The sequence below is a fragment of the Bacillus cereus group sp. BfR-BA-01453 genome, assembly GCF_022662915.1.
Taxonomy (GTDB): domain Bacteria; phylum Bacillota; class Bacilli; order Bacillales; family Bacillaceae_G; genus Bacillus_A; species Bacillus_A paranthracis.
Map to the genome: position 1 here is coordinate 462,109 of NZ_JAKUEN010000002.1, position 19,190 is coordinate 481,298.

Below are 19,190 nucleotides of genomic sequence, written 5' to 3' on the forward strand. Positions count from 1 at the left end.
GCTCTTTCCCATATTTATTTCACTTCAACTCGTTGCCTTACAGCAAGTGTTTTCGGCTTTATATTTACAAAACAAATGCTCACTACAATAAATAATAGTCCGATGAATAGGCTAATAGTAATGGCTTCATGTAAGAAAATTGAACTTACAATAATAGCGATTAGTGGAATAAGAAATGTATAAGCCCCAACTTTACTCGCTTCACCAGCTCCAACGAGTGTGAAGTATGCAAGCCACCCCATTGCAATAACAAAGAATGAAATAAAGAGTAGTACACTAACAAATGGCATACTCCAAGCAATACTAGACCAACTTTCAAATTCTGAGCCAAATCCGATTAAACAAAGACCACCGATAAGCAGCTGAATTGTTACCATCCAAATGGCATTCACACGGTGACCAGTTTTCTTAATAAATACTGTTCCAAGTGCCCAGCCAATCGCACATCCTAATGCAAGAAGAATGCCAATGACAGAAATATGTCCAGTTAAACTACTAGAGCTAATAACACCTACACCAATAAATCCGAGTACAAGCCCGAAAATTTTTAAACCGTACATTGATTCTTCAAGCCATATCCATGAGAAAATACCAAGTAAAACAGGTTGTAAAAATACGATAGCGGAAAATAGACCAGCAGGCATATATTGAAGACCTACAGTTTGTAACCCGTAAAATATAATGATGTTAAGTAAAGAAGAAATAACATATAAATGCCAAGTTTCTTTTAAGTGTAGCTCTTTGTATTTTGGTAAGGCGAACAGGAGTAAAATGAATCCTCCAATTAAAGTTCGAATGCCTGCAAATAAAACGGGGGGTGTATAATGCAAGGCAAACTTAGATAAAGGCCAATTGATTCCCCACATGAAAACGAGAAAGGTAAGGATTATGGCCGTCTTAGTTCGAGAAAGCTGTGTCACTGTAAGACCTCCTTGTTGTTATTCATTTCACTATGATATGATATCGACTGTAATAAATAAAATGAATCTTTTTTATGAGGAGTATAAGTGATTAGTTATGACCATTACACAACTACAAGTATTAATAAAAACTGTTGAGTTAGGTAGTTTTACGAAGGCTGCTCGGGTGTTAAATATGACGCAGCCAGCTGTAAGTCATGCGATTTCAAGTATAGAATCGGAGTTAGGAGTTACGATTCTTATACGGGATAAACGAAAAGGGTTACTCGTTACGGATGTAGGAAACAGAATTCTTGTACATATTAGAGAGATTTTGGGCAGTGTAGAGAAGATTGAACAAGAAGTTGCAATGGAGAAAGGGCACGAAGTTGGGACGATTCGAATTGGGAGCTTTCCGAGTGCTTCTGCACATTTCTTACCAAAAATGATAAACCATTTTAAGGAGAAGTATCCGAACTTAGAAGTCGTTCTTTGTGAAGGAACGATTAAGGAAGTTGAAGATTGGTTAGTATCGAGGGTTGTTGATATAGGAATTGTTATTTTGCCTAATAAAGAGATGGAGATTGTTCCATTAACGAAGGGGAAAATGGTTGTTATTTTAAGAGAGGATCATCCTCTTTGCAAGAAGGACGCTATTACAATTCGTGATTTGGAGAATGAGCCGATTATATTATGTAAGGGCGGATACGAACCACCCATTATCGATATGTTTAAACAAGCAAACGTACCACTTCGGGCTGAGTATGTAATTTCGACAGTTACGACAGCTTTAAATATGATTCAAGAAGGATTAGGCATTGCAATATTAGCTCAATTATCTTTAACGAATTTACCACAGAATGTGCAAACGAGAGAATTGGAACCACAAGTATGGAGAGAAATTGCTTTAGCTGTTCCTTCATTAAAGGATTCTTCAATCGCTGTGCAGCTATTTATTGAAGAATTTCAAGCGCTATTTGCAGAATAAAAAGAGGTGTCTCATATATCATAATGGGACACTTTTAATTTGCTTATAAAAAATCTACGAAAAGGGTTGACTTATCTTTTTGTTGTAACTATAATGATTACATCGAGGTGGTGATTACGATGAAAATTAGTAGCCGCTTTTCCATAGCTGTTCATATTTTATCTATTTTGAAAAACAATCCATCTTCACTTTGTACTTCAGACTATATGGCTGAGAGTGTCAATACAAATCCAGTAGTCATTCGTAAAATTATGTCATATTTGAAACAAGCTGGCTTTGTTTACGTAAATCGTGGACCGGGTGGCGCGGGATTACTAAAGGATTTATACGAAATCACATTGTTAGATGTGTATCATGCAGTGAACGTAGTCGAAGAAGACAAGTTATTTCATATTCACGAGCAACCGAATCCAGATTGTCCAATTGGGGCGAACATTCAAGCGGTGTTAGAAATTATTTTAATTCAAGCGCAATCCGCGATGGAAGAAGTTTTGAGAAATATTACGATGGGGCATTTATTTGAAACTTTGCAAGAAAAAATGAATGCTTAAATCATATTTATATTTTTTTTGTTATTAATGTAACTAATTTGATTACAACCATAAAGGTAAGGGGGAAAAGTTATGACTGTAAAAATGAAAGTATACTCAGATTTTATATGTCCGTTTTGTTTTTTAGCAAAAGGTCCATTAGATGAAGTAGCGAAAGAGAAAGATGTAGAGATTGAATGGATGCCATTTGAGCTGCGTCCAAGTCCATATTCCAAAATAGATCCATGGAATGAACCAGAAAAATTAGGTTCATGGGATGCTTTCATTCTTCCGACAGCGAAGAAGTTAGGAATTGAAATGCGCTTGCCACGTGTTTCACCACATCCATATACACATTTAGCTTTTGAAGGATGTCAATTTGCGAAAGAACGTGGACTAGGTAATGAGTATCATCACCGCGTATTCACAGCATTTTTCCAAGAAGAGCAAAATATTGAAGATATTGATGTGTTAACAAAATTAGCGGTAGAAGTAGGACTTCCTGAGGCTGAATTTAAGGATGCTTTAGTAACTCGTAAATATAAAGAAAAGCATCAAGAAGCAATTCAGCACGCATATGATGAAGCTAATATTATGGCTGTTCCAACTGTCATGATTGGAGATGAAGTCATTCAAGGGCTTGCTAGTAAAGAAACGCTAGAAAGGGTCATTGATAAAGAAATTGAAAAGGATAAAACAAATTCATTTGAAGGTATGCAATGTAATACCGATGGATATTGCTAATTCACTTGTTATGAAATAACAAAATAGATCATAAAACAAACATTTGGAGGAATTAAAATGTCAGCAACTACAACAAACTTAAAAGAAGCAATCGTGAACCGCCGTTCGATTCGTAAAGTAACAAAAAACGATGCAATTACGAAAGAAAGAATTGAAGAAGTGTTAAAAACAGCTTTACACGCACCAACATCTTTCAATATGCAAAGTGGTCGTATGGTTGTATTAATGGATGGAGAGCATGAAAAGTTTTGGGATATTGTAAAAGAAACATTAAGAGCCCGCGTACCAGCAGAAAACTTTGAAGCGACTGTAGAAAGACTAAAAGGTTTTCATGCAGGTGTAGGGACTGTACTATTCTTTGAAGATCAAGCAACTGTAGAAAAAATGCAAGAAAACGCACCATTATATAAAGATCAGTTCCCATTCTGGTCTCATCAAGGAAATGCAATGTTACAACATACTGTGTGGATGTTATTATCTGCTGAAGGAATTGGGGCATCATTACAACATTACAACCCAATCGTAGATGCTGAAGTGAAAGAAACATGGAACATTCCAGCAGAGTGGAGCTTAGTAGGTCAAATGCCATTTGGTGAACCAAACGAACAACCAGCAGAAAGAACGTTCTTGCCTACTGAAGATGTAGTGAAATTTTATTAAGAAATACAATATGTAACGAGAAGGAAGCTGTGCTTAAGAACAGCTTCCTTTTTTGTAGTGGTGTTAAATTATGCGCATTTAGGGAAGAAATATAAGAAATAATCCGTTGAGAAGGGAATTAGGAAAATGAATGATGAGAAAAAATATACAGTGGTAGGTACTGATGTTGAGGAAGTAAAGCGTTTAAATAAAAATTCAGGGTTAACGTATAATCAAGTGAAAGAAATGTTAGCAAAGCAAATGCAAAAAAAGAAGTAATTAGATTGAAATCTTTCATTTTTTCATTTAGCATTTTGATTGGAGAGAGTTAAGTAAAAGGTAACTCTCTTTTTCTTATAGCTAAGCATCTTATAGAGTGGAGGAAGCAACATGAAGAAATGGGTAAAGGTAACGCTGTCTATCGCTGGAGGCATTGTTTTATTAGCGTGTGCTGGCGGATATTACGTATATAAAAATTATTTTCCAAAGGAACCTGAGCGTATCGTATATGATAAAGATAGAGTGTTAAAACCGATACATAACCAGTTAAAAGGAATTAACATAGAAAATGTAAAGATAAAAGAAAAAGAAGTCGTAAATGCGACTATAGATGAGCTTCAAAAAATGATTGATGATGGAAAGTTGTCATATGAAGAATTAACGAGTATTTATCTTTTTAGAATACAAGAACATGATCAAAATGGAATAACATTAAATGCTGTTACAGAGATAAACCCTAATGCGATGGAGGAAGCAAGAAAGTTAGATCAAGAGCGAGGTAGAAATAAAAAATCGAATTTATATGGTATTCCTGTCATTGTAAAAGATAATGTACAGACGGAAAAAGTGATGCCGACTAGTGCAGGAACGTATGTGTTAAAAGATTGGATTGCAGATGAGGATGCGACGATTGTGAAAAAGTTGAAAGAAGAAGGTGCTTTTGTTTTAGGAAAAGCGAATATGTCTGAGTGGGCAAATTATTTATCCTTTACAATGCCTAGCGGATATAGCGGGAAAAAAGGACAAAATTTGAATCCGTATGGTCCGATTACGTTTGATACATCAGGATCAAGCTCTGGATCTGCTACAGTAGTTGCGGCAGATTTTGCACCGCTTGCAATCGGGACAGAAACGACTGGATCAATTGTAGCACCAGCGACGCAGCAATCAGTAGCTGGGTTACGTCCATCACTAGGTATGGTGAGTAGATCAGGAATTATTCCGTTAGCTGAAACGCTTGATACAGCAGGACCTATGGCAAGAACGGTAAAGGATGCAGCAACGTTATTTAATGCAATGATAGGTTATGACGAAAAAGATGTTATGACAGAAAAAGTGAAAGATAAAGAAAGAATTGATTATACAAAGGATTTATCAATAGGTGGATTAAAAGGGAAAAAGATAGGGCTTCTTTTTTCTGTAGACCAACAAGATGAAAATAGAAAAGCAGTAGCAGAAAAGATTAGAAAAGACCTTCAAGATGCAGGTGCGATATTGACTGATGATATTCAGTTAAACGCTGAGGGTGTAGATAATCTACAAACGTTAGAATATGAATTCAAACATAATGTTAACGATTTTCTTTCAAAGCAAAAAAATGTACCGGTAAAATCGTTAGAAGAGATTATAGCGTTTAATAAAAAGGATAGTAATAGACGAATAAAATATGGACAAACATTAATTGAGGGATCTGAAAAATCTGCTATAACGAAAGATGAGTTTGAAAAAGTAGTGCAAACGAGTCAAGAAAATGCAAGAAAAGAGCTAGATAGATATTTAGTAGAAAAAGGTTTGGATGCTCTAGTTATGATTAACAACGATGAAGTTCTTCTATCCGCTGTCGCTGGTTATCCGGAATTAGCGGTTCCTGCTGGATATGATAAAAATGGAGAACCAATCGGTGTAGTGTTTGTAGGGAAACAGTTTGGTGAAAAAGAGCTTTTCAATATTGGATATGCGTATGAGCAGCAGTCTAAAAATAGAAAATCACCTAAATTGTAAAAGGTTAAACGAAAAAAAGAGCTCAACTGAAGTAAGTAGGTGAGCTAATATAAATAGAATCTAACAATATAAAAAGAAAAAAAGGATTCTTCTCAATTAGTAAGAAAGATTGTCTATAGAAGTTCATAAAATGTAATATATTCAATTTCCATCCATTGAAGGGGGAGGTTAAATCTTAATGAATGAAGTGAAAAATTTCTTTCGAAGTAGAGGGTTTCAACGGTTTCTCGTTTTAATAATAGTAGCGCTTGTATTATATGGATTAAAAAGTATGATCAATTTAATATTAATTACGTTTATACTGACATTTTTAATGGATCGATTTCAACGTTTTATTTCAAAGAAATTGAAAGTGAATCGGAAAATTGTTATCGCATGTTTGTATATCATATTAGTTTCCTTTATTGGCACGACATTGTATAAATATTTACCTGTGTTAACGATACAAATTTCGCAATTGATTTATCAATTTAAATTGTTTTTTCAAAACCCGCCTGATAATGAAATCATTAAATATGCACTTTCGACAATTAACGGAATGGAAGTATCAAAGTATATAGAACAAGGTGTAGATGTCATCTATCAATCGATAGCAAATATAGGGAAGGTAAGTTTACAAATATTATTGTCTCTCATATTAAGTCTCTTTTTCTTATTAGAAAAAGAGCGTATTATTACCTTTACTTCTAAATTTAAAGAGAGTAAGCTAAAGATTTTTTATGAGGAGATTGCATATTTTGGCGAAAGGTTTGCAAGATCGTTCGGTAAAGTAATTGAAGCACAGTTTTTAATTGCGGTTGTAAATTGTATTCTTACTGTTATTGTATTAATTGTTTTAGGATTTCCGCAGCTTCTCGTATTAGCTGTTATGATTTTTCTACTAGGGTTGATTCCAGTTGCAGGTGTGATTATTTCTTTATTTCCACTTTGTATTATTGCTTATAACGTAGGCGGAGTTATATACGTTGTGTACATACTTGTGTTCATTACAGTCATCCATGCTCTTGAAAGTTATTTTTTAAACCCGAAGTTTATGTCTGCGAAAACAAATTTACCAATCTTTTATACATTTATGATTCTCATCTTTTCAGAACATTTCCTTGGAATATGGGGGCTTATTATCGGGATACCAATCTTTATCTTTTTATTAGATGTACTTGATGTAAATAATGAGGAATCGATTAAAAAATAGAAAATAAACAAAAAGCAATCCAAAATAAATTGGATTGCTTTTTCACATATATGATTAAAGAACAGGAGCCATTGTTTCTTTCAACACTTGAACAGAGTGATCGAATTTTAATTCTTCGTCTTCACTTAATTCTACTTCTAAAATTTCACGAACACCGCCGCGATTTAAAACAGCAGGTACACCGATATACACATCTTTTTGACCGTATTGACCTTCTAAATATGCCGAAACAGTTAATACACTATTTTCGTCGTTTAAAATTGCCTTAGTAACGCGTAGAAGTGACATACCAATACCATAGTATGTTGCGCCTTTTCGCTCAATAATATGGTAAGCTGCATCACGAACGTTTATGAAGATTTTGTCTAAATCTTCTTGATTATACGTATTGTCTTTTTCAAGCAGTGTTTGTAGTTTTTGAATACCAACTGATACGTGACTCCAAACAGGAAGTTCCGTATCACCATGTTCTCCGATAATATAAGCATGAATGTTGTGTGGACCAATATTGAAGTACTCACCTAACATATAGCGGAAACGAGCAGAATCAAGTGTTGTACCAGAACCAATTACGCGTTCTTTCGGTAAACCAGATTCTTTCCAAGTTACGTAAGTTAAAATATCGACAGGGTTAGTTGCGATTAAGAAGATACCATCAAATCCGCTATCCATAATACTGCGCACGATTTGTTTAAAGATTTTTGCATTTTTCTCAACTAAATCTAAACGTGTTTCGCCTGGCTTTTGTGGTAATCCAGCCGTAATGACTACAAGGTCAGCATCTTTACAATCTTCGTAGCTACCTTTCCATACTCTAGTTGGAGCTGGAGCAAATGGAACGGCATGACTTAAATCCATTGCTTCTCCTTCAGCTTTTGCTTCGTTTACATCAACTAAAACAAATTCTTCAGCTACAGCTTGGTTAATCATGCAGTAAGCATAACTACATCCAACTGCTCCTGTTCCTACTAATACAACACGGTTAATCCCTTTTTTCATTTCAAAATTCCTCGCAATTTCATTGATTTTATTATGTAAGATAATACGTCTTACTTCTATAGATTCATATCTAGTTTATTACATTTTATAAAAGATATTCAAGTATTTGAAAATGTATCCGTGCAATTCTTTGCATGAAACATAGGAAGTAAGTTAATCGAATATAATGCAATAAAATCCTTTATTGAAGGGGAAAAGGGCATGATGCAGCCATTAACGATGGAAAGAATGCTTCATATTATTAATGGAGGGCTCGTTAAAACGAATAATCCAAAGCAGGTTGTTATTGCTGGTGCAGGGATTTCGGGATTAGTTGCAGCATTGTTATTGAAAGAAGCAGGTCATAACATAACAATTTTAGAAGCGAATAACCGAATAGGCGGAAGAATATATACGATGCGTGAACCGTTTAGCAGAGGTTTATATTTTAATGCAGGGCCGATGCGAATTCCTGAAACACACGAGTTAACTTTAGCATACATTCGCAAATTTAAATTACCGTTAAACCTTTTTATAAATAAAACTATTTCAGATATTATTTATACGAATAATATTAAAACGAGATTAAGCATATTCGAAAAAAATCCAAGTATACTTGGATATCCTATTTTAGAGAGCGAAAAAGGTAAAACGGCAGAAGAGTTAATGTTAGAGGTATTAGAACCAATACTAAATTATATTAAGAAGGATCCTGATAAAAACTGGCTTATCGTTGAAAAAAAGTATAAAACGTATTCGCTTGGTTCATTTTTAATGGAGTATTATTCAGATGGTGCAATAGATATGATTGGGGTACTTCTTGATATGGAAGCTTATATGGGAATGTCCTTAATTGAAGTATTACGTGAAATGATTTTCTTTACTTCAACAACGAAATATTATGAAATAACTGGTGGAATGGATAAGTTATCGAATGCATTCTTACCACAATTAAGAGAACATATTTTAATGCCGTATAAGGTTGACAAAATCATACAAGAAGATAATAAAGTAATGTTACAAGGAAATCATGAACAAACGTTAGAGCAATTTACAATAACAAGTGATTTTGCTATTATTACAATTCCATTTTCAGCGTTACGATTTGTAGAAATTCAGCCATATCATTTATTCTCTTATTATAAAAGACGAGCAATTCGTGAGTTGAATTATATTGCTGCAACTAAAATTGCGATAGAGTTTAAAAGTAGATTTTGGGAGAGAGCGGGACAATGCGGCGGTAAATCTATTACAGATTTACCGATTCGATTTACATATTATCCGAGTTATGGCATTCACACTCCAGGACCAGCTATCGTTATAGCAAGTTATACGTGGGCAGATGAGGCGTTAACATGGGATAGTCTCTCGCACAGAGATCGTATTCGTTACGCATTAAAAAATTTAGCGGAAATATATGGTGACATCGTCTATAGTGAATTTGTTACTGGAACATCTGTTAGCTGGAGTAAAAATCCGTATTCTTGCGGTGCATTTACAGCTTTCGAACCAGGCCAAGAGCTCGAGTTATTTCCGTATATTACATCACCATCTGGAAAAGTACATTTTGCAGGAGAGCATACGACATTAACACATGGATGGATGCAAGGAGCAATAGAGTCTGGAATTCGAGTTGCATATGAAGTAAATGAACAGTGAACATATATTTACAAATCACGACTCTTTTAATAAAATAATAAATATAAATCGTAATTATTACGCTTTGAATACGCTTGAAATAAAGAAATGGATGGTCGATCAAATGAATAAAGTAGAAATTCATATATTAGGTGGCTTTTTAGGTAGTGGAAAATCAACATTATTACAAAATTTATTGTTAGCAGAAAAAAAGAAGAAGAGAAAAGTTGCAGTATTGATGAATGAAATTGGTGAATACTCGGTAGATACCGATATTATTGGAAAAGAGAATGTTTTAAGGGAACTTCTGAAAGGATGTATTTGTTGTACGCTAAAAGAAGAGCTTGAAATACAGTTGCATTCGTTATATCAACAAGAAAGACCAGATGTCATTTATATCGAAACGACAGGTGTTGCGCACCCAATTGAAGTGCTAGATGCATGTGTATCACCAATTTTAGCACCTTTCTTAGAAGTGAAATCAATTGTAGTCGTTTTAGATGCAGTAAGGTGGTTAAATCGAAGTATATTAAGTGCAAACGTTCAGCAATTATTACATGAGCAACTGAAGTTTGGTAGCCACATTTTAATTAATAAATCAGATTTACTAACAGATGCGGATAAGAACAAAGTAATTGAAGAAGTGAAAGCAATAAATAATCATGCAAAATTGTTTGAAACAAAATATTGTAATATATCTTTAGAAGACATAGAGGAAGCTGAATTTACGAATGATGGGGAACGTGAGACACTACATGAAAAACAGCATTTACATATACAAACGATGACGTATCAATTTACGAAATCGATTGATCAAGACAATTTATATGAATGGCTTTCAAATTTACCAGACAGTATTTATCGTGTGAAAGGTTTTGTGAAATTCCATGGGGACAAATATCCTCACTTATTCCAATACTCGTTCGGGGTACCGACTTTACTGGAACAAGACTTCGGGTTCCCGACGAACTTAGTAGTAATAGGGGAAGGGCTAGATAAGAAACAATTGGCTGAAGGGTTAGAGAAAGTAGAAAATAATTCTAATTAAGACTAAAGGTCTAACTTATTTTTAAGTTAGGCCTTTTTGTATGTAGAAAAACACTTGCAGATTTTGTCTAACAATAATAATTGTAAAATTCGGAAATATATTTATAATCAAATCTAAGAGGTGATTCAGGTGTCAGAAAAAATAATAATGGATGTAAAAAACTTAACAACAAAAGGACTAGAAACGAGAGAGAAATTATTGTGTGCTGCAGAAGAAGTATTTGGTAGTAAAGGATATTACGAGGCTTCTATCGTGAATATTACACAAGAAGCAAAGGTAGCGCACGGAACTTTCTATAATTACTTTCCATCTAAAAAAGATATATTTGATGAATTGATTCGCAGATTGAACCGTGAGTTACGCTTAATTATTAAAGAAGAAATGAAGGGGATATCAAGTTATGAAGAGGCACAAAGAAGAGGTTTTCAGGCATTTTTTCGGTGGGTGAAAGATCGTCCTAATCTATATAACATTGTACAACAGGCGGTAGTAGTTGATGATAATTTATATAGATGGTACTATGCAAAGCTCGCAAATGGATTTTTAAAAAGTTTATCAGCTGGTATGGAAGCGGGAGAGTTTAAACAACTTGATACAGAAACAATTGCGTATTGTCTTATGTCAATTGGACAATTTTTAGGTATGCGATGGGGTTATTGGGAAGAGAAAGATGTTCCAGAAGATGTATTTGAAGCAGCGATGTCATTAATATTTGAAGGATTGAGAAAGAGATAAGGGAGTGGGGAACATATGCAAGGCATTGCTTATTGGATTGAAAAACGGGCCTATTTACATCCAGATCGCATTGCCATTATTACAGATGAGGAGGAAATGACATATAAACAGTTACATGAGTATGTAAATAAAGTAGCCGCATATTTCATTTACGACTTACATGTGCAAAAAGGAGAAAGGATAGCTATTTTATCGCAAAATAGCTTGGAATATATTGTGCTTTTATTCGCTATAGCAAAGGTAGAATGTATTGCTGTTCCACTAAATATACGGTTAACAGAAAATGAACTTATATTTCAGTTGAAGGATAGTGGAACTACAGTTTTATTTGTAGAGGAAACATTTCAAAATATGGCATTGTCAATGCAGAAGGTATCGTATGTACAAAGAGTTATTTCGATTACAAGTTTAAAAGAAATAGAAGATAGAAAAATTGATAACTTTGAAGAGATAAATGAAAGCGCATCCTTTATTATATGTTATACCTCAGGGACAACTGGAAAACCGAAAGGAGCTGTACTTACACAAGAAAATATGTTTTGGAATGCGCTTAATAATACATTTGCGATTGATCTAACTATGCACGATCGCTCTATTGTATTATTGCCTTTATTTCATATTGGTGGTATTGGTTTATTCGCATTTCCAACTTTATTTGCAGGTGGTGTAATCATTGTTCCAAGAAAATTTGAGCCAACCAAAGCTCTTTCTATGATAGAAAAACATAAAGTGACTGTTGTGATGGGAGTACCTACAATTCATCAAGCATTAATAAATTGTTCAAAGTTTGAAACTACAAATTTACAAGCAGTTCGCTGGTTTTATAACGGTGGTGCTCCGTGTCCAGAAGAGTTGATGAGAGAATTTATAAATAGAGGATTTTTATTTGGTCAAGGATTCGGTATGACTGAAACATCACCAACCGTATTTATGCTTTCAGAAGAAGATGCAAGACGTAAAGTAGGCTCGATTGGGAAACCTGTTCTGTTTTGTGAGTATGAACTTATTGATGAAAACAAAAATAAAGTTGAGGTTGGTGAAGTTGGGGAGTTACTAATAAGAGGACCGAATGTAATGAAAGAGTATTGGAACCGGCTAGATGCAACAAAAGAAGCGATTCAAGATGGTTGGTTATATACGGGAGATTTAGCTAGAGTTGATGAAGATGGCTTTGTATACATTGTCGGTAGAAAAAAAGAAATGATAATTTCCGGTGGTGAAAATATTTATCCACTTGAAGTAGAGCAAGTCATTAATAAGCTTTCGGACGTATATGAGGTAGCGGTCGTTGGTAGGCAACATGGAAAGTGGGGAGAGACTCCAATCGCCTTTATTGTGAAAAAGAGTAGCAGTGTATTAACTGAAAAAGAAGTCATTGAGCATTGTCGTTTATTTCTAGCAAAATATAAAATACCGAAAGAAATTGTTTTTCTAGAGGAATTGCCAAAAAATGCAACTGGTAAAATTCAAAAAGCACAGTTAGCAAATCAATTGAAAAGCAGGTGAAGAGATGACGGTATATATCACTGGTCAACAGGCGTCATGTAGTAAAACAATTACAGAAACGGATTTTGTATTATTTGCAGGTTTGAGTGGGGATTTTAACCCAATCCATATTGATCATGAGTATGCGAAACAAACTAGATTTAATCAAAGAATAGCACATGGTTTACTAACTTCTAGTTTATTATCGCAATTGCTTGGTATTCATTTACCTGGAAAAGGATCCGTTTACATGGAGCAAACTATTAAATTTACAGCACCAGTTTTTATAGGAGATACAATTACAGCAACGGCTACAGTACAAGAATTTATGATGGAAAAGAGAGTTTTGAAATTGTTAACAGAGTGTCATAACCAAAAAGGAGATTTAGTATTAACAGGTGTAGCTACAATGATGGTGCCAAAAGAAGGAGGAGTAGTCTAATGAATATTGGGATTGAAGCGACTGGTGTTTTCTTCCCAAAAGACGTAGAGACGGCTGCAGACCTATCTAAAAAAACAGGTATTCCTGAGCATATTATTATAGAAAAGTTTGGATTATATGAAAAACATGTCGCAGATGAAACGATGCATGCATCAGATTTAGCTATTGCTGCTGCAAAACCAATATTATCACAAGTAGATCCTCAATCTATTGATGTAGTCATTTATTTTGGCAGTCCACATAAAGATTACCACGTATGGTCTAGTGCCCCCAAAATTCAGCATGAACTTGGATTGAAAAATGCTTATGCTTTCGAAATTATGAATGTTAGTTCTTGCTTTCCAATCGCTCTCAAAGTCGCAAAAGATATGCTCTACTCCGATAACTCAATTGAAAATATATTATTAGTAGGTGGATGTAAAGAATCTCAAATTGTAGATTATGATAATCCACGTTCGCGTTTTATGTTTAATTTCGCTGATGGCGGAAGTGCAGCTTTAGTGAAAAAAGACGCTAGAAACGGTGAAATATTAGGAAGTACGATAATAACAGATGGTTCATTTCATGAAGATGTTCGTATCCCAGCTGGTGGATCGAAGAAGGTTGCGAGCTATGATACAGTTGAGAATCGACAGCATTATATTGATGTAATAGATCCTAATAGTATGAAAGAACGTCTAGATCAGGTTTCAATCCCTAATTTTGATAAGGTGATTCGGGAGGCGTTAAGAAAAAGTGGGTTAACTCCTAAAGATATTAAAGTATTGTTACCACTGCATACAAAACGTTCTATGTTAATAGAATTGATACAGGGACTAGGGCTAGCAGAAGAACAAGTTGTATATTTAGATCATTATGGACATATGTCAGCGCTTGATCCTTGCATTGGTCTTCACTTTGCAAATGAACAGGGAAAATTACAGGCCGGAGATATTGCAGTAGTAGTTAGTGCAGGAACTGGGTATACGTGGGCAGCTACTGTGATTAGGTGGTGAAAAATTCCAAATGAACATATGGGAAATGGAGGTATTTGGAAAGGGGCGGCGAATGTAATGGTACTTCATTAATTTTTTAATAAATTTGTTTGTATGATTCAAAGAAAAAGTCATAATTACGGATGGATAACTTTGGCGAGATTGATTCTATCAGAAAGAAAAGTATGGGGAGGATCACAATGTCGATGAAAAAACGTAAATGGCTAAAAATGATGGCTGCTGGTTGTGTTTTAGGTTCGTTATTAATAACGGCAGCTTGTTCAGGAAAGAAAACAAGTACAGAGGATGAAAAGACGATTAAGGTAGGGGTTCTTGCATCATTAACAGGTCCGTTAGAATCATATGGAAAACAAACAGTGAACGGATTTGAATTAGGGTTAGACTATGCGACGGATGGAACTGGGAAAGTGGAAGGAAAGAAGATTAAGTTTGTTGTAGAAGATACAGAAACAAAAGCTGATGTAGCGGTTAAAAAAGCTACGAAGTTATTAGAAGAAGAGAAAGTTGATTTTTTAGTCGGATCGTCTAGTTCAAGTGATACATTAGCGGTTTTACCACTAGCTGAAGAATATGAAAAAATAATGGTTGTAGAACCAGCAGTAGCTGATAGTATTACCGGGAAGAACTGGAATAAATATATTTTTAGAACAGGTAGAAATTCATCTCAAGATGCAGTCGCTGGTGCGGCGGCAATCGCTAAAAAAGATGTGAAAATAGCAACATTAGCACAAGATAATGCTTACGGCCGTGAGGGAATTGCAGCATTTAAAGCTGGAGCGAAGAAATTAGGGGCAAATATTGTAAACGAGCAATATGCAGATACAAATTCGACTGACTTCACAGCTAATATTCAAAATATCATTAGCTCAAAACCAGATTATTTATTTATCGTTTGGGCAGGGGCGAATTCACCTTGGAAACAGTTGAAAGATATGAATGTGGAAGCGCAAGGTATTAAAATCTCCACAGGTGCGCCAGATATACCAGCATTAAAAACGATGGATGCATTAGTAGGAATGCAAGGTTTTTCTGTTTATTATCATACACTCCCGAAAAATAAGGTGAATGATTGGTTAGTGGAAGAACATAAAAAACGATTTAATGGTGCGGTGCCAGATTTATTTACAGCAGGAGGAATGTCAGCGGCAATTTCAATTGTAGAAGCTTTAAAGAAAACAAAAGGTGATACAGATGTAGATACATTAATTAAGAAAATGGAAGGAATGGAATTTGATACACCGAAAGGAAAGATGAAATTTAGAGAGAAGGATCATCAAGCGATGCAGACGCTGTATTCTATCACATTGAAAAAACAAGATGGTGTTGATTATCCGGTGCCAGTGTTAGAGCGAGAATTAACGATGAAAGAAACAGAACCACCAGTTCAAAATAAATAGACTGAATTTTCTGTTGTTTACGTATAAAGAGGGGTACACCCTCTTTATACGTATTTCTTTCATACTGAAAGCTTTAAAGGGAGGGATTTCGTGACACATTTGCTAGAAACGAAAAATCTTAGTGTATCTTTTGGCGAGCATCATGTTATTAAAGATGTAAATTTAACTGTACAAAAAGGAAAACTCATTTCTATTATCGGGCCAAATGGTGCGGGTAAGACAACATTATTTAATTTACTAAGTGGACAGATTTCACCCACAACAGGTGAAGTGTATTTTAAAGGGCAAGATATTACAAAACTATCGATTTCAGATCGAACACGCTTAGGAATCGGTCGCTCTTTTCAGCTTACAAACATATTCCCAGAATTAACGGTACTTGAAAATGTCCGTTTAAGTGTTCAATCATTCGTACAAGATTACTATAGTTTTTTCCCGAGTCCAGCAAAATTAAAGCAACAAGTTGGAGAGGCGAGACGTTTCTTAAAAACAGTATTACTTCAGGAGAAAGAGAATGTATTAGCGAAAGATTTGGCACATGGAGAGAAAAGAAAGCTAGAACTTGCGATGTTATTAGCTTTAAAAACAGATGTGTTATTACTTGATGAGCCGACGGCAGGTATTTCGGTTGAGGAAGTCCCAGCTATACTACAAGTGATTGAAAATATTAAGAAACATCCAGAGAGTACAATTGTACTTATTGAACACAAAATGGATATGGTACTAGGTTTGTCAGACCATCTAATCGTTTTATTTCATGGAGAGTTATTGGCTGAAGGTTTACCCGAAGAAATTATGAAAGATGAGCGTGTACAAAGTGCTTATTTAGGGGGATTATATAGTGGCACTATTACAAGTGAATAATATAGAGACGTATTTAGATCAGTTTCATATTTTACAAGGCGTATCTCTTGCTGTTGAAAAAGGAACGATTACTGTACTGTTTGGGAGAAATGGGGCAGGGAAGACTACGACATTACGTTCGGTTATGGGATTTCACCATATTGCACATGGTGAAATTTATTATGATCGTACACAAGTAAATGGATTGTCTACACATTTAATTTCAAGGAAAGGAATAGGGTATGTACCAGAAAATCAAGGTATCTTTCACGACCTGACAATAGAAGAAACATTCGCTCTTGCTAGAGGTAAGGGTGAAGAAGCGGAAGAAAAAATAGAATGGATGCTTGAACTATTTCCAGATTTAAAGCAATTTTGGCACAAAAAAAGCGGACTCCTAAGTGGAGGACAAAAGCAAATGTTAGCAATTTCAAGAGCATTTATTAATAGTGATGGTTTATTACTTATTGATGAGCCGAGTAAAGGCTTGTCTCCTATTATGATAGAAAAGTTAATGATAGCCATTTTGAAAATGAAGGAGAAAACAACAGTTTTACTCGTTGAACAAAATTTTATGATGGCTAGTCAAATTGGTGATTACTTTTATATTATGGATAATGGAAAAATTGTTCATAACGGTTTTATGCATGAATTAAAAGAGGATAAGGAAATGTGTCAAAAATATTTAGGGATCTCTTAACATGAATCCGGGGTGAGAAGGATGGATGTGTTAATCAATTTATTTGTAAATGGGATTTCAACAGGGATGCTCATTTTTTTATTAGCATCAGGTCTTTCGCTTATTTTCGGTTTAATGAGTGTTCTAAACTTTGCACATGGTGGTTTATTTGCGTGGGGAGCGTTTACAGGTGTTTGGTTATTTAATATGACAGGTAGTTACGTATTAGCGTTAATTGGAGCAATAGCTATGGGAATGTTCCTTGGATTCATTTTAGAAAGATTCCTTATTAGACCGGTATATGGAAATCATGTTCGCCAGCTTCTTGTTACGCTTGGAGGAATGCTTGTACTTAGTGAATGTATTAAAGTATTTTGGGGACCAAATCCAATTGGGGCAAAGTTACCGTTATGGCTACAAGGAAGTTTTACATTCGGAGGCGTTATATTAATTAAATATCGTCTATTCGTTATTTTAATTGGGATTATCATTTACATCGCCTTACTATTATTGCTCAAAAAAACAAAGATAGGTCTTATGATACGCGCAGGTGTAATGGATAAAGAGATGGTTCAAGCGCTCGGTATTAACGTAAAAGCGATATTTTCTTTCGTCTTTTTATTAGGAGCAGGGATGGCAGCGTTGGGAGGTTTCTTATTAGCACCGTATTCAGGCGTGATTTTCGCTGAGATGGGTATGCAGTATGCGATTTTAGCTTTCATAGTAGTAATCATTGGAGGGCTAGGAAGCGTACAAGGTTCAGCCATCGCTTCTTTAATTGTCGGATTAGCTGGTGCTTTTACAGCGTATTTTATACCGGATTTATCACTTGCAATCAATATGTTAATGCTACTGTTTTTCTTAATCGTGAAGCCAAATGGACTTGTTGGTGAAAAGGGGTGAAATGGTGAACGGCACATCAAATCGAATTAAAGTATACTTTGGAGTATGTATGCTCATTTGTTTAAGTGTATTTCCATTCGTAAATGATTCACGGAGCTTGTTAATTTTGTTCACTCAAATCTTCATCTTTGCTATTTTTGCAATGAGTTTTGATGTATTGCTTGGATATACAGGAATTGTATCATTCGGCCATTGTATGTTCTTTGGAATAGGAGCATATGGCGTAGCACTTTTATTTGATCGACAAGGAGTATCCATAACGAACTTTTTAATAGGGATAGTAGCTGCAATTATCATTTCAGCCATTGTTAGTTATATAATTGGTTTGCTTTCTTTACGGCTGAAAAGTCATTTTTATGCAATGTTAACACTTGCTATTTCACAGTTGTTTTTCGTACTTGCTGAAAAATGGCGTGGGCTCACTCACGGAGGAGATGGTTTTACATTTGGTGTACCAGACGTATTTCGTGATCGTTTTACGTTTTATTATGTAACACTTATATGTTTACTTATCATTTTTGTTCTGTTACGTCTTTTTACCAAATCTTCTATTGGAAAAGTATTAAAGGCAATTTCACAAAACGAGCAACGTGTTGAAGCACTAGGATATAAAGTTCTTCATTATAAAATTATTGCTAGCATTGTTGCAGGAGTAGTAGCTGCAATTAGCGGTGGTTTATTTGTTATCACTTTACGCTTTGTTAATACAACTGTATTTTCAATTGAAATGACATTAAATGCATTATTGATGACGATGATTGGAGGCGTTGGAACGTTAATAGGAGCCATTGCAGGAGCTGGAATTATTGAATCCCTAAAATATTATTTATCAGAACTAGCTACAGAGTATCCGATCTTTGAACGATGGACGATTATCCTTGGTGTATTGTACATTATCGTACTGCTAGTTTTCCCGAAAGGATTAGTTGGCACGGTTAAGGGACCGAAGAATATGAAACGGAATAAGAAGGAGAAAAGTGCAGAAGTGGAGCAAAATGTGTGAAAAATCAATTGTATAGAATATGAAAATCCCTCTTTTAGATTCGGAAAGGAG

20 protein-coding genes are annotated in these 19,190 nt (G+C 35.0%); 18 read left to right on the top strand and 2 right to left on the bottom strand.

Annotated features, from left to right (window positions below):
- Window positions 1-14: 14 nt before the first annotated feature.
- Entirely contained in the window at window positions 15-920 is a 906-nt protein-coding gene (locus MR070_RS07070) for a DMT family transporter (RefSeq protein ID WP_242260925.1), read from the bottom strand.
- 97 nt (window positions 921-1,017) lie between these two features.
- Between MR070_RS07070 and MR070_RS07075 the strand changes: the two genes are divergently transcribed.
- From MR070_RS07075 to MR070_RS07100, 7 genes are all read left to right on the top strand, one after another.
- Window positions 1,018-1,887: a LysR family transcriptional regulator gene (locus tag MR070_RS07075; protein WP_098924950.1), complete on the top strand. Its 870-nt coding sequence runs from the start codon at window positions 1,018-1,020 to the stop codon at window positions 1,885-1,887.
- Between the two features lie 119 nt (window positions 1,888-2,006).
- Window positions 2,007-2,438 carry an Rrf2 family transcriptional regulator gene (locus tag MR070_RS07080; RefSeq protein ID WP_000704084.1) on the top strand — a complete coding sequence of 144 codons (432 nt, stop codon included), beginning with the start codon at window positions 2,007-2,009 and terminating at the stop codon, window positions 2,436-2,438.
- Window positions 2,439-2,510: 72 nt separating this feature from the next.
- Window positions 2,511-3,161 carry a DsbA family oxidoreductase gene (locus MR070_RS07085; protein WP_000216683.1) on the top strand — a complete coding sequence of 217 codons (651 nt, stop codon included), beginning with the start codon at window positions 2,511-2,513 and terminating at the stop codon, window positions 3,159-3,161.
- A gap of 57 nt (window positions 3,162-3,218) precedes the next feature.
- Window positions 3,219-3,821, top strand: coding sequence for a nitroreductase family protein (locus MR070_RS07090; RefSeq protein ID WP_001277021.1), 603 nt, complete (start codon window positions 3,219-3,221; stop codon window positions 3,819-3,821).
- 126 nt (window positions 3,822-3,947) lie between these two features.
- Window positions 3,948-4,079 (top strand): hypothetical protein, encoded by a 132-nt coding sequence (locus tag MR070_RS27055; protein WP_000997344.1) that lies wholly within the window; start codon window positions 3,948-3,950, stop codon window positions 4,077-4,079.
- A 111-nt stretch (window positions 4,080-4,190) separates the two neighbouring features.
- Window positions 4,191-5,801: an amidase family protein gene (locus MR070_RS07095; protein ID WP_242260926.1), complete on the top strand. Its 1,611-nt coding sequence runs from the start codon at window positions 4,191-4,193 to the stop codon at window positions 5,799-5,801.
- 178 nt (window positions 5,802-5,979) lie between these two features.
- A complete protein-coding gene (locus tag MR070_RS07100; RefSeq protein WP_001006586.1) occupies window positions 5,980-6,993 on the top strand; it encodes an AI-2E family transporter in 1,014 nt (337 codons plus the stop codon).
- A 54-nt stretch (window positions 6,994-7,047) separates the two neighbouring features.
- On the opposite strand, the gene MR070_RS07105 is transcribed toward MR070_RS07100, so the two are convergent.
- Window positions 7,048-7,992 (bottom strand): L-lactate dehydrogenase, encoded by a 945-nt coding sequence (locus MR070_RS07105; protein WP_000715326.1) that lies wholly within the window; start codon window positions 7,990-7,992, stop codon window positions 7,048-7,050.
- Window positions 7,993-8,193: 201 nt separating this feature from the next.
- Between MR070_RS07105 and MR070_RS07110 the strand changes: the two genes are divergently transcribed.
- The 11 genes from MR070_RS07110 to MR070_RS07160 all read left to right on the top strand — a co-directional run bounded on the left by MR070_RS07110 (window position 8,194) and on the right by MR070_RS07160 (window position 19,139).
- On the top strand, window positions 8,194-9,630 hold the full coding sequence (locus MR070_RS07110) for a flavin monoamine oxidase family protein (protein ID WP_242260927.1): 1,437 nt from the start codon (window positions 8,194-8,196) through the stop codon (window positions 9,628-9,630).
- A gap of 103 nt (window positions 9,631-9,733) precedes the next feature.
- Complete coding sequence (locus MR070_RS07115; RefSeq protein WP_242260928.1) at window positions 9,734-10,657, top strand: CobW family GTP-binding protein; 924 nt, start codon at window positions 9,734-9,736, stop codon at window positions 10,655-10,657.
- Between the two features lie 129 nt (window positions 10,658-10,786).
- The gene (locus tag MR070_RS07120; RefSeq protein ID WP_001290800.1) at window positions 10,787-11,392 is read left to right on the top strand and encodes a TetR/AcrR family transcriptional regulator; all 606 of its coding nucleotides are present in this window, start codon (window positions 10,787-10,789) and stop codon (window positions 11,390-11,392) included.
- A 15-nt stretch (window positions 11,393-11,407) separates the two neighbouring features.
- A complete protein-coding gene (locus MR070_RS07125; protein ID WP_097851984.1) occupies window positions 11,408-12,898 on the top strand; it encodes an o-succinylbenzoate--CoA ligase in 1,491 nt (496 codons plus the stop codon).
- A 4-nt stretch (window positions 12,899-12,902) separates the two neighbouring features.
- Window positions 12,903-13,319, top strand: a complete 417-nt coding sequence (locus tag MR070_RS07130; protein ID WP_000219484.1) for a MaoC family dehydratase — start codon at window positions 12,903-12,905, stop codon at window positions 13,317-13,319.
- The gene (locus MR070_RS07135; protein ID WP_139895576.1) at window positions 13,319-14,314 is read left to right on the top strand and encodes a 3-oxoacyl-ACP synthase; all 996 of its coding nucleotides are present in this window, start codon (window positions 13,319-13,321) and stop codon (window positions 14,312-14,314) included. Before MR070_RS07130 ends, MR070_RS07135 begins: the two co-directional genes overlap by 1 nt.
- A 179-nt stretch (window positions 14,315-14,493) precedes the next feature.
- Window positions 14,494-15,711, top strand: a complete 1,218-nt coding sequence (locus MR070_RS07140; RefSeq protein WP_138322148.1) for a substrate-binding domain-containing protein — start codon at window positions 14,494-14,496, stop codon at window positions 15,709-15,711.
- A 90-nt stretch (window positions 15,712-15,801) separates the two neighbouring features.
- A complete protein-coding gene (locus MR070_RS07145) occupies window positions 15,802-16,575 on the top strand; it encodes an ABC transporter ATP-binding protein (RefSeq protein ID WP_000149327.1) in 774 nt (257 codons plus the stop codon).
- Window positions 16,553-17,254, top strand: coding sequence for a branched-chain amino acid ABC transporter ATP-binding protein (locus MR070_RS07150; protein ID WP_001196685.1), 702 nt, complete (start codon window positions 16,553-16,555; stop codon window positions 17,252-17,254). The genes MR070_RS07145 and MR070_RS07150 overlap by 23 nt, the downstream gene beginning before the upstream one ends.
- A gap of 21 nt (window positions 17,255-17,275) precedes the next feature.
- Complete coding sequence (locus MR070_RS07155) at window positions 17,276-18,136, top strand: branched-chain amino acid ABC transporter permease (RefSeq protein ID WP_000382792.1); 861 nt, start codon at window positions 17,276-17,278, stop codon at window positions 18,134-18,136.
- 49 nt (window positions 18,137-18,185) lie between these two features.
- Window positions 18,186-19,139 carry a branched-chain amino acid ABC transporter permease gene (locus MR070_RS07160; RefSeq protein ID WP_242260954.1) on the top strand — a complete coding sequence of 318 codons (954 nt, stop codon included), beginning with the start codon at window positions 18,186-18,188 and terminating at the stop codon, window positions 19,137-19,139.
- Window positions 19,140-19,190: the final 51 nt, after the last annotated feature.